This is a genomic window from Labrys sp. F242, assembly GCF_057813875.1.
On the sequence record NZ_JBVASG010000004.1, the window covers coordinates 491,718 to 509,418 of the forward strand.

Annotated in this window: 20 protein-coding genes; 13 read left to right on the forward strand and 7 right to left on the reverse strand. The window is 62.5% G+C overall.

The features are described 5' to 3' along the window. The first annotated feature begins 254 nt into the window (after nt 1-254). Both groL and ACZYTC_RS25725 read left to right on the forward strand, forming a co-directional pair. The gene (gene groL, locus ACZYTC_RS25720) at nt 255-1,883 is read left to right on the forward strand and encodes a chaperonin GroEL (protein ID WP_488990878.1); all 1,629 of its coding nucleotides are present in this window, start codon (nt 255-257) and stop codon (nt 1,881-1,883) included. After that, nucleotides 1,880-2,299 carry a hypothetical protein gene (locus ACZYTC_RS25725; protein WP_488990879.1) on the forward strand — a complete coding sequence of 140 codons (420 nt, stop codon included), beginning with the start codon at nt 1,880-1,882 and terminating at the stop codon, nt 2,297-2,299. Before groL ends, ACZYTC_RS25725 begins: the two co-directional genes overlap by 4 nt. 59 nt (nt 2,300-2,358) lie before the next feature. Here the strand turns inward: ACZYTC_RS25725 and ACZYTC_RS25730 are convergent, their stop codons facing one another. Next, the gene (locus tag ACZYTC_RS25730; RefSeq protein WP_488990880.1) at nt 2,359-3,786 is read right to left on the reverse strand and encodes a CoA transferase; all 1,428 of its coding nucleotides are present in this window, start codon (nt 3,784-3,786) and stop codon (nt 2,359-2,361) included. Nucleotides 3,787-4,161: 375 nt separating this feature from the next. Between ACZYTC_RS25730 and ACZYTC_RS25735 the strand changes: the two genes are divergently transcribed. After that, on the forward strand, nt 4,162-4,866 hold the full coding sequence (locus ACZYTC_RS25735) for a DUF3053 family protein (protein ID WP_441770725.1): 705 nt from the start codon (nt 4,162-4,164) through the stop codon (nt 4,864-4,866). A gap of 142 nt (nt 4,867-5,008) precedes the next feature. Further along, nucleotides 5,009-5,257 carry a hypothetical protein gene (locus tag ACZYTC_RS25740; protein ID WP_434960758.1) on the forward strand — a complete coding sequence of 83 codons (249 nt, stop codon included), beginning with the start codon at nt 5,009-5,011 and terminating at the stop codon, nt 5,255-5,257. 48 nt (nt 5,258-5,305) lie between these two features. Here the strand turns inward: ACZYTC_RS25740 and ACZYTC_RS25745 are convergent, their stop codons facing one another. Further along, nucleotides 5,306-5,605, reverse strand: a complete 300-nt coding sequence (locus ACZYTC_RS25745) for an I78 family peptidase inhibitor (RefSeq protein WP_488990881.1) — start codon at nt 5,603-5,605, stop codon at nt 5,306-5,308. A 315-nt stretch (nt 5,606-5,920) separates the two neighbouring features. Between ACZYTC_RS25745 and ACZYTC_RS25750 the strand changes: the two genes are divergently transcribed. Beyond that, nucleotides 5,921-6,529, forward strand: coding sequence for a TetR/AcrR family transcriptional regulator (locus tag ACZYTC_RS25750; RefSeq protein ID WP_488990882.1), 609 nt, complete (start codon nt 5,921-5,923; stop codon nt 6,527-6,529). A gap of 87 nt (nt 6,530-6,616) precedes the next feature. Here the strand turns inward: ACZYTC_RS25750 and ACZYTC_RS25755 are convergent, their stop codons facing one another. After that, nucleotides 6,617-7,537 (reverse strand): alpha/beta fold hydrolase, encoded by a 921-nt coding sequence (locus ACZYTC_RS25755; protein WP_488990883.1) that lies wholly within the window; start codon nt 7,535-7,537, stop codon nt 6,617-6,619. A 180-nt stretch (nt 7,538-7,717) separates the two neighbouring features. Here ACZYTC_RS25755 and ACZYTC_RS25760 point away from each other — a divergent pair, with 180 nt between their 5' ends. Next, nucleotides 7,718-8,191, forward strand: coding sequence for a winged helix-turn-helix transcriptional regulator (locus ACZYTC_RS25760; protein ID WP_441770722.1), 474 nt, complete (start codon nt 7,718-7,720; stop codon nt 8,189-8,191). A gap of 29 nt (nt 8,192-8,220) precedes the next feature. Here ACZYTC_RS25760 and ACZYTC_RS25765 read toward each other — a convergent pair whose 3' ends face one another. Further along, nucleotides 8,221-8,685: an Rrf2 family transcriptional regulator gene (locus tag ACZYTC_RS25765; RefSeq protein ID WP_441770721.1), complete on the reverse strand. Its 465-nt coding sequence runs from the start codon at nt 8,683-8,685 to the stop codon at nt 8,221-8,223. Between the two features lie 207 nt (nt 8,686-8,892). Between ACZYTC_RS25765 and ACZYTC_RS25770 the strand changes: the two genes are divergently transcribed. Continuing rightward, on the forward strand, nt 8,893-9,852 hold the full coding sequence (locus ACZYTC_RS25770; RefSeq protein ID WP_488990884.1) for an NAD(P)/FAD-dependent oxidoreductase: 960 nt from the start codon (nt 8,893-8,895) through the stop codon (nt 9,850-9,852). Between the two features lie 47 nt (nt 9,853-9,899). Here ACZYTC_RS25770 and ACZYTC_RS25775 read toward each other — a convergent pair whose 3' ends face one another. The 3 genes from ACZYTC_RS25775 to ACZYTC_RS25785 all read right to left on the reverse strand — a co-directional run bounded on the left by ACZYTC_RS25775 (nt 9,900) and on the right by ACZYTC_RS25785 (nt 12,821). Further along, nucleotides 9,900-10,490 carry a phosphatase PAP2 family protein gene (locus ACZYTC_RS25775; protein WP_434960751.1) on the reverse strand — a complete coding sequence of 197 codons (591 nt, stop codon included), beginning with the start codon at nt 10,488-10,490 and terminating at the stop codon, nt 9,900-9,902. Nucleotides 10,491-10,556: 66 nt separating this feature from the next. After that, nucleotides 10,557-11,903, reverse strand: coding sequence for an aspartate aminotransferase family protein (locus ACZYTC_RS25780; RefSeq protein WP_441770718.1), 1,347 nt, complete (start codon nt 11,901-11,903; stop codon nt 10,557-10,559). 63 nt (nt 11,904-11,966) lie between these two features. Next, the gene (locus ACZYTC_RS25785) at nt 11,967-12,821 is read right to left on the reverse strand and encodes a fatty acid desaturase family protein (RefSeq protein ID WP_434960749.1); all 855 of its coding nucleotides are present in this window, start codon (nt 12,819-12,821) and stop codon (nt 11,967-11,969) included. Between the two features lie 416 nt (nt 12,822-13,237). On the opposite strand from ACZYTC_RS25785, the gene ACZYTC_RS25790 reads away from it, so the two are divergent. The 6 genes from ACZYTC_RS25790 to ACZYTC_RS25815 are packed head-to-tail and all read left to right on the forward strand — an operon-like array spanning nt 13,238 to nt 17,699. Continuing rightward, nucleotides 13,238-14,002, forward strand: a complete 765-nt coding sequence (locus ACZYTC_RS25790; RefSeq protein WP_441770717.1) for an MtnX-like HAD-IB family phosphatase — start codon at nt 13,238-13,240, stop codon at nt 14,000-14,002. After that, nucleotides 13,999-14,913: an arginase gene (locus tag ACZYTC_RS25795; protein WP_441770716.1), complete on the forward strand. Its 915-nt coding sequence runs from the start codon at nt 13,999-14,001 to the stop codon at nt 14,911-14,913. The genes ACZYTC_RS25790 and ACZYTC_RS25795 overlap by 4 nt, the downstream gene beginning before the upstream one ends. Further along, complete coding sequence (locus ACZYTC_RS25800; RefSeq protein ID WP_434960746.1) at nt 14,910-15,272, forward strand: EamA family transporter; 363 nt, start codon at nt 14,910-14,912, stop codon at nt 15,270-15,272. The genes ACZYTC_RS25795 and ACZYTC_RS25800 overlap by 4 nt, the downstream gene beginning before the upstream one ends. Then, nucleotides 15,269-16,174, forward strand: coding sequence for an alpha/beta hydrolase (locus ACZYTC_RS25805; RefSeq protein ID WP_441770715.1), 906 nt, complete (start codon nt 15,269-15,271; stop codon nt 16,172-16,174). The genes ACZYTC_RS25800 and ACZYTC_RS25805 overlap by 4 nt, the downstream gene beginning before the upstream one ends. Beyond that, complete coding sequence (locus ACZYTC_RS25810; protein WP_441770714.1) at nt 16,171-17,307, forward strand: GNAT family N-acetyltransferase; 1,137 nt, start codon at nt 16,171-16,173, stop codon at nt 17,305-17,307. Before ACZYTC_RS25805 ends, ACZYTC_RS25810 begins: the two co-directional genes overlap by 4 nt. Next, nucleotides 17,304-17,699 (forward strand): EamA family transporter, encoded by a 396-nt coding sequence (locus ACZYTC_RS25815; RefSeq protein WP_434960743.1) that lies wholly within the window; start codon nt 17,304-17,306, stop codon nt 17,697-17,699. The genes ACZYTC_RS25810 and ACZYTC_RS25815 overlap by 4 nt, the downstream gene beginning before the upstream one ends. Nucleotides 17,700-17,701 lie beyond the last annotated feature (2 nt).

The following is a 17,701-nucleotide window of genomic DNA, read 5'->3' on the forward strand; positions in this document are numbered from 1 at the left end:
CGTGCAAAAAGCGGCCCCTTCCGACATTTGCAACGCCCTCTTGCCGGCGCCAAGGGATAATTCCGGCCCGTTTGCTCTTCCGTCGCAGCAATGTTGAGAGCTGGAACAGGAGAGAAGCCAGGTTCATATTTGGGCTAGAGCGTTTTCCGAAAAAGTTGATAGACTTTTCGATTAAGAAAACACGACAAAACAAGAAGTTGGCGCGAAAAGGCGCATTTCTGCCAAACGTCGAGCCAGTCAAAGGAGGAATTGTCATGGCTGCCAAGGACGTGAAGTTCTCATCCGAAGCACGTGAGAAGATGCTGCAAGGCGTGGACGTGCTTGCAAACGCGGTCAAGGTGACGCTCGGCCCCAAGGGCCGGAATGTCGTCATCGAAAAAAGTTTCGGCGCCCCCCGCATCACCAAGGATGGCGTGACCGTCGCCAAGGAAATCGAACTAGAAGACAGGTTCGAGAATATGGGGGCCCAATTGGTCCGCGAGGTCGCCGCCAAAACCTCGGACTCGGCTGGTGACGGCACCACCACCGCCACCGTTCTGGCCCAGGCCATCGTCAGGGAGGGCGCCAAGGCTGTCGCCGCCGGCATGAATCCGATGGATCTCAAACGCGGTATCGACATGGCAGTGGAAGCCGTGGTCGCCGATCTCCGGAAGCACGCTCGCAAGGTTACCAAGAACGATGAAATCGCCCAGGTCGGCACCATCTCGGCCAATGGCGATGCGGAGATCGGCGAGTTCCTGGCCAAGGCGATGAAGAAGGTCGGCAATGAGGGCGTGATCACCGTCGAAGAAGCAAAGGCGCTGGCCACCGAACTCGAGGTGGTGGAAGGCATGCAGTTCGATCGGGGCTACATCTCGCCCTATTTCGTCACCAATGCAGAGAAGATGCGGGCCGACCTCGAAGATCCCTACATCCTCATCCATGAAAAGAAGCTCTCGAGTCTTCAAGCATTGCTCCCCTTGCTCGAAGCCGTCGTGCAAAGTGGCCGCCCCCTGCTGATCATCGCCGAGGATGTGGAAGGCGAGGCACTCGCCACGCTGGTGGTGAACAAACTGCGCGGCGGGCTGAAGATTGCCGCCGTCAAGGCGCCGGGCTTCGGTGACCGCCGCAAGGCCATGCTGGAAGACATCGCCATTCTCACCGGCGGCAGCGTCGTCAGCGAGGATCTCGGCATCAAGCTCGAAAATATCGACCTGCAAATGCTTGGGCAGGCCAAGAAGGTGGTGATCGAGAAGGAAAGCACCACCATCGTCAACGGCGCTGGCAAGAAGGCCGAGATCCAGGCCCGCGTCGCCCAGATCCGGGCGCAGATCGAGGAGACCAGCTCTGACTACGACCGGGAGAAACTGCAGGAACGCCTGGCCAAGCTGGCGGGCGGCGTGGCGGTGATCCGGGTCGGCGGCGCTACCGAAGTCGAGGTCAAGGAGCGCAAGGATCGGGTCGACGATGCACTCCACGCCACCCGCGCGGCCGTGGAAGAAGGCATTCTTCCCGGTGGTGGCGTAGCCCTGTTGCGTTCGCTCGGCGCCCTCGACAGCGTGAAGCCGGGCAATAGCGACCAGAAGACCGGCATCGATATCGTCAGACGCGCAATCGAAGTGCCGGCGCGGCAGATCGCGGCGAATGCCGGCGCCGATGCCAGCATCATCATCGGCAAGCTTCTGGAAAAGGACAGCTATAGTTGGGGCTACAATGCCTACACGGGTGAATACCAAGATCTTGTCCGGGCCGGCGTGATCGATCCCGCCAAAGTGGTGCGGACAGCCCTGCAGGGGGCGGCGTCAATCGCCGCCCTGCTGATCACCACCGAAGCTCTGGTGGCTGAGCTGCCTGACAAGGAGGCGCCGCCAGCCATGCCCGGAGGCGGCGGCATGGGCTTTTGACGGCCGTTTACGGAACCCGCCTCCTCGCGGGTTCCGACGGCAACCCCGTATGCAACGGTCGTCGCGCCGGCCTCATTCCCCTTTTCAGCCATTGCGGCCAGATGATGATCGCAATGTGCGAAATCGCACTGACAGGTCTGATCGCGTCCTGCCTTGTCGTTACGTCATATCGACAGTTCGAGGGCGAAATCTTGGTGCGGAAAGAAACATTGCTGGACCTTATCGAGGGAAAATCCCGGGCCAGGAAGGCCCGCCGGGGGATCGCTCGTCGCCAGCACTATTTCGCCGTCTGTATCGTAGCGACGCTCGCCGCGGCGCTCGTGACCACGGCCATTGCCGGGGTCACAGCCTATCAGGGCCAGACCACCTATTGGAATCACCCGGCACAAAAACGCGCTTCCCTGGCCAAGTCCTAGAGCCACGGCCTAAGGAGCGGGGGCGTTCAGACATGAGCGGCGCTGCTGCGGGTGCGTGGTCAGGCCTTGTCGGCCAGCCAGGCCGCCGCTGAAGATCCCAACTTCGGCGCGGGCAAATCCCACATCATTGGGATATCCGCGATCGCAACGGGCGGGCGGATGCGGCGGGCCGGTCCCCAAACGGTCTGCTCGACGAGGTCGGACCAGTCGGAAGGTTGCTCGGGCGCCGGCGCTTCGGCGTCGTCCGGTTGGTTGCTACCTGAAACCAGCAAGCGCGCGGTGCGCGCGAGCGATCCGCGTATCCTGCATCCCCGCCCCGTCTGCAGCCGTTCCACCAGCCCCCGGACGGCCGCGGCGGCCAGGAGGTAGCCCGTGGCATGGTCGATTGCCTGCCCGGGCAGCGGTGTCGGGCGGTCCTGCCCTGCCGCGCGCATGCCTGCATCGGCAATCCCCGTGCTCATCTGAATCAGGCTGTCATAGCCTCGCCGTCCGCTCCAGGGGCCGCTCCAGCCATAGGCGTCCAGGCACACATCGACCAGCCCCGGATTGAGTTGCCGGCGGCGCGTCGAATCAAGCCCTAGGCGGGCAAGCGCGTCGGGCCGATAGCCGTGAACGAAGATGTCCGCCCGCGCGAGCAGTTGCTCCAGCGTGCGCAGACCGTCGGGGTTCTTCAGATCGAGCCGGGCGCAGCGTTTGCCGAGCACGACCTCGGGCACGGTGCCCGGCTCCTCCCAGCCCGGGGGATCGATGCGCAGAACCTCGGCCCCAAAGCCCGCGAGGAAGCGCGTCGCAACGGGACCGGCAAGAATGCGCGTCAGGTCCAGTACGCGGATGCCCTGCAAAGGCCGACCTGCCGACAGCGGCAGGTGCGGCCTGTCACCGCCAGCGGTGCTGCTACGATGCAGCAGCGGCTCGGCATTGACGGCCCTTCCCTGTGGATGATCGGCCCATTGCTCGAGCGTCCGCATGGTGGCGGCGCAGCCATTCTTCGCCACGATGGCCGTCTCCAGGGCCGTCGCCTGCCATTGCTTCACGGCGGCAGCCACCGCCTCGCGTTCGGCATGCGTCCTCAGGACAGCCAAGGCTGCATCGCGGTGATGCGGGGTATTCGTGTGCAGCCGGATCCAGCCATCTGCCGCCCTATAATCGCCGGCCACAGCATCCCATAGCGGCGGCATCGACCATCCCTGCGGCCGTAGCGTGGTGAGGAACCAGAACGAGGCCAGCCGCCGATCGACCTGCACGGCGGGGAATTTGCCTTGTCGCAACGACGCCAGTTCGGCGACAGAGAGGCTGGCGGCGGCCACCGCCGCGCCGGCGAGATCGGTAACGTGGAATGTCGAGGGCAAAGCACCGGCGCCTTCTATCGTCAGATGGCTGAGATGCGCAGGATCTCCGCCGACGGCTTGCCAGATCTCGCGCAGGAAATACGCAGCGGGAGCTGAGACCGTCGAGGATAGAAATGTCGGAGCCGTATCGTCGCGCATGGAAGCCTCAATATGATTTTCTTCAATGAACAATTTCGGGGCACCTCGGCCCAGACTTCGCCGATCGCCGGAGGGCGCAGATCGATCTAGTCGTGCACAAGGCTTGAATGAACGGTGCGGCATGCTAAAGCATTTTTCGGTTCGGCGAGCCCGCCCAGAATCGCAAAGATGCGTCCAAACAAGGCGTTAAAGCTGACGAGCGCCAGCCATGAACGCGCTTTGCTCTTGAGATACTTATCCTGCCTTCCTCTTGTCCTTGCTTTTCTTCGATTGGCTTCGGCATGCTGTTGGAAAGCTGGAAATCGTCATGATTTCAATGTTCTTGCTGGAATCGCTCATCAAATCACGCAATTCGAATTGCCTGGAATCGATCGTATGAATGTGTTTGCCCGACCCATAGCGTTTGTGGGTGTTCTACTCTGCCTTGCCCTTTCCGCCTGCGGCGACCAGGAACCCAGCCAGCGCAAGGAATTCATCGAATTCCTGCAAACCCGCATTCTCGACAAGCCCGGCGCCCATGTGCCGCAATTGAGCGGCAACCAGAAGGACGCCTTCGGCCCCTACGTCAAGGACTACGCCATCATCACCGACTTCGCGGCAGGCCCGACGGGTGAGCCTGGCAATCTACAGCAGCGCTTCGGCGCCATCATGGCCAAGGGCTCTATTCGCTCGATGAGCGATCTGGCGACGCGGCGCGAGGATCTGGCAGCCGTGCACAATCTTGTCGGCGAGCTCGGCAGCGCCATCGACCAGGCCCTTGCCAAGGCCGACGCTGCCAAGGCGCAGCTCAAGCAGCCGGACGATCTCAAGGCCGTCTTCGACAAGGCCTATGAGCGGGACGTGACGGAGGTTGCAAGGAACGTCAAGCAGATGTTGCCGCCGGTCCAGGACATGACCACTGCTGCCTTGCGGCTCGCCGATTTCATCACCGGCAATAAGGACAGGCTCGAGGTCAGCGGCATGATGATCACCGCCAAGGATCAGAAGACCCTGTCGGCCTTGCAGCCGCTTCTCGACGATTTCAACGCCAAGGGACAGGCCGCGATGGCTCTCCAGCAGAAATTCCGTTCATTCCAGTAGGATGCCATCACGCCCTGAAGCGTCTTTGCGATTCCGTCAAATCGCAAAGACGCTCAAGCCAATCCGTCGGATTGGCTTGGAAACAAGGAGCTGGAGCAAACATGCCTCCAGCTCTGAACGCGCCCTGCTTGAGGTATCGAATATGCTGATCTTGCGAAAACTCATCATGATCGTGGCTGTGGCCGTCATCGCCATCGTCGGCACGGCCGGCTATCGCTGGTACGACTATGTGACGGCTGCCAAGGACCCGCTCGACGAAGTGGGCATCGAGCTCAACAGCCGCATGCCGATGGCCCTGCGCAAATGGGGCTGCTATCAGTTGCAAAAGCGTTTCGGGGACCGCCTGCCGCCCTATGGCTGCTCCAGCGGCGACGGCAGAAGCTGGATGTGACCGGGCCACCCTGAACAAGGAACCTGGCCGGTGGGGATGGGCAGTCGCTCAGCCGCAACTGGCGCTGACCACCCGCCCGGTCGCCGGGTTGGTGGTGATAGTGACCCGATCCTGACGAAAATCGAAGGTGACGGCCTGGCCCGGCTTGATCTGGCGCACGATCTGGGCGCCTGTCAGTTTCCTGGCCTCATCGTCCGCCGGCTTGGGCTGGCCGACCAGGCGCTGCGCCGCCTCCGCCACGCAAGATGAAGATGGCCCCGGCTGTGCGGCATTGGAAGCGCAGGCCGTCAGTGCCAGCAGGGCAACGGGTATGAACGGCAGGAAGGGCCTGATCTGGCTGGTAAGCATGCTGATTCCTCATTGCGGTATTTGACCGGCAGAACCGATCGAGCCTATCATGCCGGATTGTACCTCGCCCTTATCGTCCCGTCGGATGAAGCTCAATAAAAAATATAATTTAATTCATATATTTCAAATTATTCCATGGCATTCCTTATGTCAAACATTCAAAAAACGTCCTGACGCTCACCCCAGCAGCTTGACCTCGATATGCAGGCTGAACGCGCCGAACGTCTGTCGTCCGGAAAAAGTGCCTGCAGGCGCCCGGCTTGCCATGTGGCTCGTGAAGAATTATTTGTCGATTGGTCAAGAATGGAGGCTTCGATGGCGCGCCCTCGGGAGTTCGATCGTGGCGAGGCCCTGGCAAAGGCACGTGACGTCTTTTGGAGCCGTGGCTATGAGGGAACTTCCATGGCCGACCTCGTGTGCGAACTTGGCCTCGCCTCGGCGCGCATCTATGCCGCCTTTGGCTCCAAGGAGGATTTGTTCCGGGAAGCGGTCGCGCTTTACGAAGCGCAAGAAGGCGGCTTCGTGGAACGGGCGCTAGCCCAGGAGCCGACGGCCCTGGCGGCCGCCGAACGGATCTTTCGGGAGGCGGTGGACACCTATACGCGGCCGGGAAAGCCTTGGGGCTGCATGGTCGTCACTGCTGCCACCAATTGCGCGACCGAGAATGCGAAGATAGGCGACTGGCTGGCCGAGCGCCGCCGTGCTCAGACGGATGCGATCACCGGACGGCTCGATCGCGCCATCCGCGAGGGCGAGTTGCGGCCCGAGGCGGATGCCCGCGCCCTCGGCGACACTTTCGCCACCGTGATGCATGGCCTGTCGCTCAAGGCGCGGGACGGCGTATCGCGCGAGCGCCTGCAGGACGTAACTCGCCTCGCCATGCAGTTGCTCCAGGCGCAAACCGGGTCGCCAAGCGCTCGATAAGAGGCCTTCCCGCCTGGGCGATCATGCTATCCTGCCTTTCCGGATCGCCCACTCATTCAGCCTCTCACCGAGGCCTCCTGCGTCAAATCACGACCGGCGAATGAAATTGCAGATCAGATCGGCGATGACATCGGGAGCGTCCTCGAAACAATAATGCCCGACTCCGGCGAGCCGCTCGACGGGAGCCTGGGGGAAGAGTTCGGAGAACAAGGGCAGGAAATGCGCTGCCCGCAATGTGCGGTCTGCTTCGCCCCAGATCGCCAAGGCGGGTTTGTCGCGGATGATCTCGAAGGCCACTGGGCCCGGCTGCTCGAAACGGTGGGCGCCTAGGGCAAAACCCTCTGCCCAGCCGATGGCACCCACGCATTCAGCCGGATCTGAAAAAGGAGCGCCATAGGCCGAGAGCCATGCGTCGGTGATGACGGCATTGTTCTCGAAACCGTTGAGCTTCAGTGTGCTCAGGATGTTGAAGCCGAGCTGGTCGAGCACGCTCCTCAACACGCCCCCGGCATGAGCCCGGGCAATCCATTGGAACCAGGGCGCCGCTTGTGCATTGGCCGTGAGGCGCTCGACGAGATCGGCTTGCCCGAAGGGCGTCGGTCCATTGACCGAGATAATCCGACGGATCCGCTGCGGCTGCCGGGCGGCAAGGCCCATGCCGACGGGGCCGCCGAAATCATGCATGACGAGGGTAATCTGGCTGAGGTCGAGCGCGAGGACGAAGCGCTCGAGATTGTCGATGTGGTCCTGAAGCCAATAGCTGCGGCCTGCCGGGGTCCCGCTCTTGCCGAAACCCATATGATCGGGAACGAGCACCCGATGCGTCCGGCTTAAAACGGGAATCAGATGGCGGAAAAGATAGCCCCAGGTCGGCTCGCCATGCAGGCACAGGACGGGTTCGCCATCATCGGGGCCCTCATCGACATAGTGCATTCGAAAACCAGCGGCATTGGTGAAGTGTGGAGCGAATGGAAAGGTGCCGTCGAAGGTCGCTTCCGCCTCGATCATTGGGAATATCTCCTGTCATGGTTTTAGATTGAAACCATGACAGGACTAAATCCTGCAGTTTTAATTTGCAACCGATATGCTATGAGTTCGAGGGACAAGCCGAGAACGGCTGGAGCGCGTTTCGATGCGTGACAGTCGAGCCGTCCCCTCGGCACGAACAAGGATGGATCGGCGAGTGCCATGGCCAAGCGGGTAAGCCACCGGGAATCTGCGTGCGGCGTCGCCCGGCCGCTGGATGCGATCGGCGACTGGTGGTCGCTGCTGATCGTGCGCGACGCCTTCGATGGCCTGCGTCGGTTCGGCGAGTTTCAGAAGAGCCTTGGCCTGGCCAAGAACATCCTCTCGGCCCGGCTCCGCAACCTGGTGGCCCACGGCATCATGGATCTGGCGCCCGCCGGTGACGGCGGTCCCCATCACGAATACGTCCTGACCGAGAAGGGCCGCGGCCTATTCCTGGTTCTGGTGGCCTTGCGGCAATGGGGAGAGGATTTCTTCTTCGAGCCGGACGAAGCCCATGTGCTGTTGGTGGACAAGAAGACCACCCTGCCCGTGCGCCGGCTCGAGCTTCGTGCCCAGGACGGACGTGTGCTGGGCGCGCAGGACACCTTCGTCCGCAGCCCACCGGATGGAGCAGATATGGAGGAGAAGAACTGAGCCCCTGCTCGCTGGCGCAGCAGGTCGTTCTACCGTTCCTTCCCATGCCCATCGCAGCCGCGTTCACGGTGCGCCGCCAGGCGCGCCTGGAAATCGCCGGAGAGATCCGCCAGCGTCACCTTGGCAAACTGATCGAGCAGCAATTGGCGGGCTTTGCCGAGCGCATCGTCGAGACGCGCATTCACAGCCTGTTCGACCAGGCATTGCGGGTGGTCCTCGGCCAGACCCAGGGCGAATATGGGTGGCTCGCCGATGGCGGCATAGACATCGCGCAAAGTGAATTGATCGAGGGGCCGGGCCAGTTTCCAGCCGCCGCCATGGCCTTTCTCCGACGTCACATAGCCCTGCTCCCTCAGTCCGGCCATGGTGCGGCGGATCACCACGGGATTGGTATCGAGCATCCTGCCGATCTCATCCGAGGTCAGGCCGCGCTCGGCCTGATCGATGTGGAGCAGCACATGGAGCATGCGTGACAGCCGGCTGTCGCGAGCCATTTCCGTTCCCTTTTCTTCCGGCATCCCCGATCCGGCAATCGCACCGTTGCACGGAGATTCCGCTGATGCAGAGATAGCCGCAATATGATCTCGTAACAATAAAAGTTGCGTTCTTGAGCGCCCCGCATATCATGTAACTCTTAATGATACGAATCTGGCAGGCATGCCAGCGAGCCATTTCTCAACTCCGGACCTACAGGTGCTCCAATGATCGCCGCATCGCCTCTTAACGGTATCGACCGCCCTCGCCACGCCGCTGATCACGACGTCATCATCATCGGCGGCAGTTTTGCCGGCGTCTCGGCCGCAATGCAGCTCGCCCGCGCCCGACGCCGCGTGCTTCTCATCGATGGCGGCCAGCCGCGAAACCGCTTCGTCGAGAACGCCCATGGCTTTCTCGGACAGGATGGACGGCCCCCGCGCGAGATCATCGGCACCGCTCTTGCCCAGCTCTCCGCCTATCCGACTTTCGGTTTTCTCGCCGGACAGGCCCTGCAGGCACGCAAGAACGGAGATTTCTTCGAAATCGATCTGGGAGAAAAAGGCACCGTGCGCGGCCGGCGGCTGATCCTGGCAACCGGCGTCGGGGACGACCTGCCGGAGATCGCCGGCATGCGCGAGCGCTGGGGCCTTTCCATCTTCAGCTGTCCCTATTGTCACGGCTATGAGGTCGCGGATCGCCGCCTCGGCGTAATCGCCAACCATCCGATGTCGGCGCATCAGGCCGTCCTCGTGTCGGACTGGGGCCCGACTGTCTATTTCACTCAGGGCCGGTTCGAGCCGGATGAGGAACTCCTCCCCCTGTTTCGTACGCGCAAGATCGAGGTCGAACACAGCCCGATCGTCGAGATTATCGGCTCCGGCACGGCGGTCGAGGCCGTCCGATCCGCGGATGGCCTGACGGTGCCGGTCGAAGCCATTTTCACCGCACCACAGACCTATTTGACGTCTCCCCTTGCCGAACAGCTCGGATGCCGCATCGAGGACGGCCCCCTCGGGCCCCTCATCGGCGTCGACGACCAGAAGCGCACCAGCATCGAGGGCGTTTTTGCCGCTGGCGATGTCACCAGCATGATGGCAAATGCGACGCTGGCGTCTGCAACCGGTGTGATGGCAGGTGTGTCCGCGCACCGCTCGCTTGTTTTCGACAGCGGCACGCATGGATGATCCGCGGGATCAGGCAGGCCGGAACCGGCCCGCCGTCGGGCACGGGATCACGCCCGCACCCACCCGGCCCGGATCAACATGGAGAAAAGGCGGCGATAGCAGGCCTCGGCAAAGGCGAGCAGCCTCGTTCCCGCGAGCACCATCAGGCCTCGCGATAGCATGGCTCCTGTCAGGCCGCTTAGCGCGCCGCCGAAAATGTCAAGGGGATAATGCACGCCAAGATAGATGCGCGCCCAACCGACCATCAACCCGATGACGGCAAACAGCCAGGCGCTAGCCGCCCGTCCGGCGAACGCATAAGCCCAGGCCGCGGCGAACAGGACGGTCGCATGATCGCTGGGAAACGAGCTATCGGCAGCATGCGCCAGATAGCTGTGTCCGATCCCAGCCTCGTGCGGCCTGGGTATCTGAACCCCGGTCGAGATCAACAGATTGATCCCCAGAGCCAACAAGATGGCGGTCACGACGGCCATCGCGGCACCACGGTCACGCGAATTGCCCCATAGCCAGTCGATCATCAGCTTCGCTGGCAGGCTGAAGATCAGAAAGACAGCGGCGAGATAGCCGATGTCGAGGCCGACCGCACTGGCCGGCACGCCCGCATTGAGGATCGCGAACAGGGTCTGGTTCAGGGTCATTCAGCAATCATCGCATGGAAAACACTTCGGCCGCCGCCAGCGGAAAGCAAGCAGCGGCCGGATGGATCACATCGTCCGTGCGAGGCTGTCGGCGACATCCTTGGCGGCCGCCAGCGTCACTGCGATGTCTTCGCGGCTATGGGCCGTCGACACGAACAGGTTCTCGTAGGCCCCGGGATGGAAGAGCACGCCGCGCTCCAGCATGCCTTCCCACCAGCGCCGGAACAGTTCCTGGTCGGCATAGCGCTCGGCATCACGATAGTTGTGGATCGGCTTGTCGGCGAACCACACCTGCATCAGGGGGCCGAGACCAACCGTGTAGGCGGGCAGCCCGGCCTGTTTCAGGACGCGGTCGAGGCCTGTCCTCAATTCGTCCGAGACAGCATCCAGCTGCTCATAGATCCCATTCTGGCCGAGTTCGTCCAACGCCGCATTGGCGGCGGCGACCGCGATGCCATTGGCCGTATAGGTGCCCGCCATCGACACGGTCCCGTCAGCGACCAGGCTCATGATCTCCTTCCTGCCGCCGAGGGCCGCCACCGGGAAGCCGCCGCCGAGCCCCTTGGCGAACACCGACAAATCAGGCCGAATGCCGAGCCGCGCCTGAGCGCCACCGAGGCCCAGGCGGAAACCGGTGATGACCTCGTCGAAGATCAGCACGACATCATGCCGGGTGGCGAGATCGCGCATCGCCTCCAGATAGCCCGGCTTGGGCAGGATGCAGCCGGTATTGCACATCACCGGCTCGGTAATGATGCCGGCGATATCCTCGCCATGCTTGGCCAGAACGTCGGCCAGCACCTGCGCATCGTTCCAGGGCAGGATGATCAGGTTCTCCTCCACGCCGCGCGGCATGCCGGGGCCCTGTGCAACGGCCGTGGGGCTGTGGTCCGGTCCGGCCTTGTCGATCGGCGGGTGCTTGCTCCAATACACGCCGTCGGAAAAGCCGTGATACATGCCCTCGAAGCGGATGATCTTACGCTTTTTGGTGAAGGCCCGCGCCAGGCGCGTCGCATAGAGCACCGCTTCGGTGCCAGTATTGCACAGGCGCGCCTGCTCGACGCCAGGTACCGCGGCCACGATCTTTTCGGCCAGGACGGCCTCGTCCGCCGTCGGCAGGGCGAAAACGGTGCCGCGCTGCTCGATGAAATCGACAACGGCGCGGGTCACCTTGGGCGGGCGATGCCCGAGGATCATCGGGCCGAGCCCAAGCAAATAGTCGATGTAGTGATTGCCGTCGACATCGACGAGCCGAGATCCCTCGCCCTTCTCGACGAACAGGGGATAGGGCAGCCAGCCGGACCATTGGGCCCGGGCGGTCGAGTTCACGCCCCCTGGAATGACATGGCGCGCCGTTTCGAACAGGGCGGCGCTGGTGGCGGTGCGCGTGAGAGTGGTGCTGATGAAATTCACGGAACTATCTCGATTGAAGAGGGAGTTGGCGAACGCCCCGTCCTTCGACGGGTGCTCCTGGGCTCAGTGCTGGGTTAGATCGGCGTCGAGGAAACCGAGGGGATGGGGCGGGCGGATCACCCGCGTGCCGGCCTGTTCCTGCTCCGCGGCAATGTTGCGGTGGAGCTCGGGCATCTTGGTCCAATGGACCTTGGGCCTGTAGTGATGCTCGGCGTGATAGCCGTTGTTCATCCAGGTCCAGTTGTAGACCTTTTCATAGGTACTCACGCCCCAGGCCAGCGGCTTTTCCGGGTCGCCACCGAAATGCTCGTAATAGCCGTTGAGGGACGACAGGCACTGGCCCAGATAGTTGAAGGGCAGCATGCAGACGATGAAGCGCCAGTCGAGCAGCGCCAGCACCAGGTAGAAGCCGATCATCACGGCAAGTTCGAACTTGGCCTGACGAGCCTCGCCCGGACGCCTGACCGCCATGGCCCTGAGGATCTCGGCAGGGTCATCACGGAAATAGCTCAGGAAGGTATAGGCCCAGACGTTTTCGGGTTTTCCGTCATGGCCATGCTTGTAGATCGACAGATAATCGATCGTCTTTCCACTGCCGTCGGGGCGGTCCATGTTGCCACTGTGATGGCGCATATGAACAAAATTATACATGATCTGCGAAAACCCGAGCGTAATCGACAGCATGAAGCTGAAGGCGACATTCAAGGTCTGGCTGGCAAAGAACGAATTATGAATGAAGTTGTGGGATATACTGTTGATATTCCATGATATCGACAGCGAATAGATCAGTGCCAGGCAGATGAAGCTCCACCACGACAAATGCGGAAAGGCGAAAAACAGTCCGATCACGGCAAGGAAATGAGCGGTGCCGAGTACCACGGGTACCCAGTCCCATTTTGAGTATTGCAGCATGCGCATCTTGAACGTTCCTGGTTCGGTCGCCTGGTCAGGCAACCAACAGAGCGGCTGCCGCACCAACCGCAAGGAACGTGCCAAGATCGCCAAAGCAGGGAATGGCCGCCTTCCACCAAGGTTTTTGGCACATTGCCCGCCATGGCGGCGCGCAGTGCGCCGATTGCCACTCCGACATTTCATGACGCGAGCTACAAAACTTGTAGCTCGCAATTTGGAGGGAGCCGAGGAAGCCGCGGCCTTAGCGTGCCGATCTTCTCCGTTCCATCGGCAGGTCGATGGAGCGGGATCGGCATTTCCGCCGGCAAGCATTCGTCTCCATGCCGGTCTGGAGACCGGCACACCGGTTTGCGACCCCAAGAAGGCCGACTGGCACGCATCTTGCCACCCGAGAGGCAAACCTTCTGCCAGCGGATCGTGAAATGGCGTATCGGATATATTGCGACTTCGACGGAACGATAGCGACCAGCGACGTTACCGACGTCCTGCTCGAGGCTTTCGCGACCCCCGGCTGGCGCGACATCGAAGCCCAATGGCAGGCGGGCCTGATTGGCTCCGCCGATTGCATGGCGCGCCAGGTCGCGCTCCTGCATTGCAGCCACCCTGCCCTCGATCGATTGCTCGATTCCATCGACATCGATCCCGGCTTCGTCGATTTCGTCGCCTTCTGCCGGGACCATGACATCGAGCCGACCATCGTCAGCGACGGCCTCGACTATGCCATCCGACGCATCCTTTCGCGTCTTGGCCTGGGTGACCTGCCTGTTATCGCCAACCGCCTGATGTTCCTGGCCGAAGACCGTCATGCCATGCTCAGCCCCTACGCTTCCACGGCCTGCCGTTCGGCTGCTGGAACCTGCAAATGCGAGGCCGTCAGGGCGACTGGCGGAGCGGGGCCGCATACCACCATCCTGGTCGGCGACGGCCGCTCGGATTATTGCGCGGCCGGGGCCGTCGATCTCGTCTTCGCCAAGGCCGGCCTTCTGGAGCATTGCCAGGCCAGCGGCATCGTGCATTTGCCCTACAGGGATTTTGCCGAGGTCACGCAGCTTCTGGCCGAACGACTGCCGAGCCTCGGCGCCGGGTTGGCCGGCCTGGCAGCGCAGGTCCCCGATGGAGCCTTCCTCGGGCAGGAAAAGCATACCGGCCTGCTCGAGGCCTGCATCCCAGGCAGGGTGCTGCCATGATGCCGATCAGGATCCTGGATCTTGACGGTAGCCTACCCGGCCAGAAGCCGATCGCCCGGCGCCTTCAGTCCGGCCAGGCGGTGCTGCATGATCTGCGCTCGCTCGGCCCGGCCTTGCGTCTGTGGGCGCGCCGGCAGACCTACGCCGCTTTCGAGAGCTTCTGGGCCAGCCTGCCGGCGCCGTCCGAGCCAGCACTCACCCTGGTGGGCTCGGGCGATTTCCATCATCTCACCGCCGGCTTCATCGCCTCGGCACCGGGACCGCTGACGGTGGTTCATTTCGACAATCATCCCGATTGGTGCTGGACCATGCCCCGCCGCCATTGTGGGTCGTGGGTCAACGAAGCGCTCGCCCTGCCGCATGTCGAGCGTGTGGTCACCATCGGTCCCTGCAGCGACGATCTGGTGCGTCCGGATCGCAAGGGGGCCAACCTGGAGGCCTTGTCGAACGGGCGGCTGGAGCTTTTCCCCTGGTGGCATGGTCCCTCGGAAACGCGCAAGGAAGTCCGCAGCGGTGCCGGCCATATTGCTGCTGACGGACTGATCCGCTGGCATAATCTGGTGGATCAGGACTGGAGCGGCTTTCTTTGCGCCCTGATGGAGCGCGTACCGACGGAACGGATCTGGATCACCATCGACAAGGACGTGCTGCCGCCGACCGAAGCCGTGACCAACTGGGACCAGGGCGGGCTGCCGCTGCAGCGCCTGATCGAAGCCATCCAGCGCCTGGCGGCCAATTTCAGCGTGGTCGGCGCTGACATCTGCGGCGAATATGCGCCGATCCGCCACCGCAATCCTTTCAAGCTTATCGAATCCCGGCTGGACCAGCCGCGCGTCGATGCAGAGCCTGATCTCACTATCAATGCCCATACCAACGAGCGGCTGATCGCTGCCTTCGAGGCTGTCCTATGAACGGTTTTGCCTTCCTCGTCCTCTTCGGCACGATCCTGTGCGACGTCGTCGGACAGCTCTGTTTCAAGGCTGGCCTCGACGGTGTCACAGGCGGGGATTCGTCCCGTCCGGTCTGGCTCAAGGTCGCGACCACGCCCTTGATCTGGCTGGGCGTGGCGACCTACGCCATCGAGATCGGCGCCTGGCTGTTCGTGCTGTCACGCATGCCATTGAGCGTCGCTTTCCCGTTGGCGAGCCTCTCCTATTGCGGCATCGCGCTCGCAAGTCGCTTCATTCTCAAGGAGCCGGTATCGCGCCGGCGCTGGCTCGGGACCGCCCTCATTGCCGTGGGTGTCGCTATTGTGGGGACCTCGACATGAACGTTCATACCCCCCCGATCGGCAAATCTGAGACCCAAACCCAGTCCGCGCCCCCTCTGGCCCATGCCTTCCATTATGCCGGCGGCCCGACCGCCGTCCTGCTGATTCATGGGCTGACCGGCACGCCGGCCGAGCTGAAGCTGGTCGCCAAGGGCCTGGCCCGGGCCGGTTATTCCGTCTACGGCGTACAGCTCGCCGGCCATTGCGGCAGCGAAGCCGACCTCATGGCGACCGGCTGGAAGGACTGGCTCGCCAGTGCCCTGGAAGCTTTCGACCGGATCCGCCAGAACCACGATGCCGTGTTCGTCGGTGGCCTGTCGATGGGTGCGCTGCTGGCCCTCCTGGTGGCGTCCCACCGTTCCGATCGCGTCGCGGGCTGCCTGCTCTATTCACCGACCATGTTCTATGATGGCTGGAGCGTGCCGCGCGGCAGCGTGCTTCTGCACGTGGCCATCCTGCTTGGGCTCGGGCGCTTTTTCCGCTTCCGAGAGAATTTTCCTTACGGCATCAAGGACGACCGACTGCGGGCCCGGGTGCAGGCCGCCATGGAATCCGGCCGCAGTGAAGAGGCGGGCTTGCTCTATATGCCCGGCCGAAGCCTTGCCCAGCTTCTCTACCTCATCCGGGATCTGAAACCACGTTTGCCCGCCCTGCGCATGCCCGCTTTGGTCCTGCATGCCCGCGAGGACGACGTCACCAGCATCCGCAATGCCAATTATCTGGCGGCCAATCTCGGCGGCAATGTCGAGAAGATCCTGCTCGAAAACAGCTATCACATGATCACGCTCGACCAGGAGCGCGATCTGGTGGTCGACCATTCCGTCGGCTTCCTCAAGCGTACCGAGCCGCGCCGGCTCGCCCAGCCCGCGCTGAGCCTGGCGCTCAATCGAGGACGATCATGACGCTGACCGCCGTCGTCGAGAACTCGATCGCCGCCTTCGACAGTGCGGACTGGAATCGCTGCTTTCCGTCCGATCCGGAAAACTGGGCCTTCTATCGTGCCTGCGAGGAAGCCGGCCCTCCGGGCTTCACCTGGTACTACGCGGCCATCCGCGATAATGGCCGGTTGGTCGCCGTCGTGCCGGCCTTCGGCACCGAATATCGCCTCGACACCACCGTGCAGGGGGTCTTGAAGCGGATCACCAACCAGATCCATCGCGTGCTGCCCGCTCTCTTGTCACTGCGCCTGATCGCCTTCGGCTCGCCGGTTGCCGAAATCTGTCATCTCGGCTTTGCGCCGGAGGTGCCGGCCTATGACCGGCCGGCTCTGCTCCGGCGTATCGTCACCGCCCTGCAGGAATTTGGCGCCGCCAAGCGCTACGGCCTGCTCGGCATCAAGGATGCCCCCTCCCGGGATGACGGGCTGTGGCGCGGCGCGCTCACGCCAAGCGGCTTCACCCGCCTGCCCGGCCTGCCGACGGCCATGCTCGACCTGCCTTTTGTCACTTTCGACGCCTATCTCGAAAGCTTGAGCAAGGCCACCCGCAAGGACATGCGGCGCAAGCTCAAGGCCTTCAAGGATATTCGCGTCGAGCAGCGCCGCGAGATCGACGACGTGGTTGGCGAGGTATCCGCCCTCTACCAGCAAACGGTCGCCCATAGCGACCTTCAGTTCGAGTATCTGCCGCCGGACTATTTCCCGCAGTTGCTGCGCTTTCTTACCCCCGAAGCCAGCGTCTTCCTCTACTGGCATGGCAATGAGCTGGTCGCCTTCAATTTCGTGATCGAGACCGCGGACCGACTGATCGACAAATATATCGGCATGAACTACGCCGTCGTTCCGAAATTCAGTCTCTATTTCAACAGTTGGCTGCACAATGTCCGCTATTGCATCGAGCGCGGCATCCCGGTCTATCAGAGCGGCCAGGCCTTCTATGGCCCCAAGCTGCGGCTGGGCTGCCGGCTGCAACCCAATTGGCAATATTTCCGCCATCGCAACGCGGCAATTAACACCATACTGCAAGTCGTCGCCAAATTCGTGCGGTTGGACCGCTTCGATCCTGCGATCGCCAATCTCGTGAAGGATGCGGCATGACCAACACGATATCCACTCCGCGTCCGGGCTACCGCAATACCCTGTTTGCGTGGCTGCTTCTGCTCGTGTTCGAAACCACCTCGCAATTCGCCCTCAAGATCGGCGGCGAGGCGCTGGCGCATCTTCCCTTCGGCCTCGCCTGGCTTATGGAAGCGGCGAGCAATCCCTGGGTCATCGTCGGGGTCTTCGGCTATCTAGGGGCCTTCTCCGCCTGGATGGTCATTCTCGATCGCATTCCGCTCAGCTTCGGCTTTCCTCTCACCGCCGTGGTGATGCTGGTGGTTGCCATCGCCTCCCACTATGTCTTTGGTGAAGAACTCTCGCCCTGGCGCATGGTGGGCATCGGCCTGATCGTGGCGGGGGTGGTCGTCATGGGGGGAGGCGACGGGTGACG

Bases quoted from the DNA above. Each gene is read 5' to 3' on its own strand.
- ACZYTC_RS25800 (WP_434960746.1), top strand. From the start codon at position 14,910: ATGAACGGTTTTGCCTTCCTCGTCCTCTTCGGCACGATCCTGTGCGAC.
- ACZYTC_RS25795 (WP_441770716.1), top strand. From the start codon at position 13,999: ATGATGCCGATCAGGATCCTGGATCTTGACGGTAGCCTACCCGGCCAG.
- ACZYTC_RS25750 (WP_488990882.1), top strand. From the start codon at position 5,921: ATGGCGCGCCCTCGGGAGTTCGATCGTGGCGAGGCCCTGGCAAAGGCA.
- ACZYTC_RS25735 (WP_441770725.1), top strand. From the start codon at position 4,162: ATGAATGTGTTTGCCCGACCCATAGCGTTTGTGGGTGTTCTACTCTGC.
- ACZYTC_RS25745 (WP_488990881.1), bottom strand. From the start codon at position 5,605: ATGCTTACCAGCCAGATCAGGCCCTTCCTGCCGTTCATACCCGTTGCC.
- ACZYTC_RS25790 (WP_441770717.1), top strand. From the start codon at position 13,238: ATGGCGTATCGGATATATTGCGACTTCGACGGAACGATAGCGACCAGC.
- ACZYTC_RS25760 (WP_441770722.1), top strand. From the start codon at position 7,718: ATGGCCAAGCGGGTAAGCCACCGGGAATCTGCGTGCGGCGTCGCCCGG.
- ACZYTC_RS25730 (WP_488990880.1), bottom strand. From the start codon at position 3,786: ATGCGCGACGATACGGCTCCGACATTTCTATCCTCGACGGTCTCAGCT.
- ACZYTC_RS25815 (WP_434960743.1), top strand. From the start codon at position 17,304: ATGACCAACACGATATCCACTCCGCGTCCGGGCTACCGCAATACCCTG.
- ACZYTC_RS25765 (WP_441770721.1), bottom strand. From the start codon at position 8,685: ATGGCTCGCGACAGCCGGCTGTCACGCATGCTCCATGTGCTGCTCCAC.
- groL (WP_488990878.1), top strand. From the start codon at position 255: ATGGCTGCCAAGGACGTGAAGTTCTCATCCGAAGCACGTGAGAAGATG.
- ACZYTC_RS25785 (WP_434960749.1), bottom strand. From the start codon at position 12,821: ATGCGCATGCTGCAATACTCAAAATGGGACTGGGTACCCGTGGTACTC.
- ACZYTC_RS25775 (WP_434960751.1), bottom strand. From the start codon at position 10,490: ATGACCCTGAACCAGACCCTGTTCGCGATCCTCAATGCGGGCGTGCCG.
- ACZYTC_RS25805 (WP_441770715.1), top strand. From the start codon at position 15,269: ATGAACGTTCATACCCCCCCGATCGGCAAATCTGAGACCCAAACCCAG.
- ACZYTC_RS25810 (WP_441770714.1), top strand. From the start codon at position 16,171: ATGACGCTGACCGCCGTCGTCGAGAACTCGATCGCCGCCTTCGACAGT.
- ACZYTC_RS25740 (WP_434960758.1), top strand. From the start codon at position 5,009: ATGCTGATCTTGCGAAAACTCATCATGATCGTGGCTGTGGCCGTCATC.
- ACZYTC_RS25755 (WP_488990883.1), bottom strand. From the start codon at position 7,537: ATGATCGAGGCGGAAGCGACCTTCGACGGCACCTTTCCATTCGCTCCA.
- ACZYTC_RS25770 (WP_488990884.1), top strand. From the start codon at position 8,893: ATGATCGCCGCATCGCCTCTTAACGGTATCGACCGCCCTCGCCACGCC.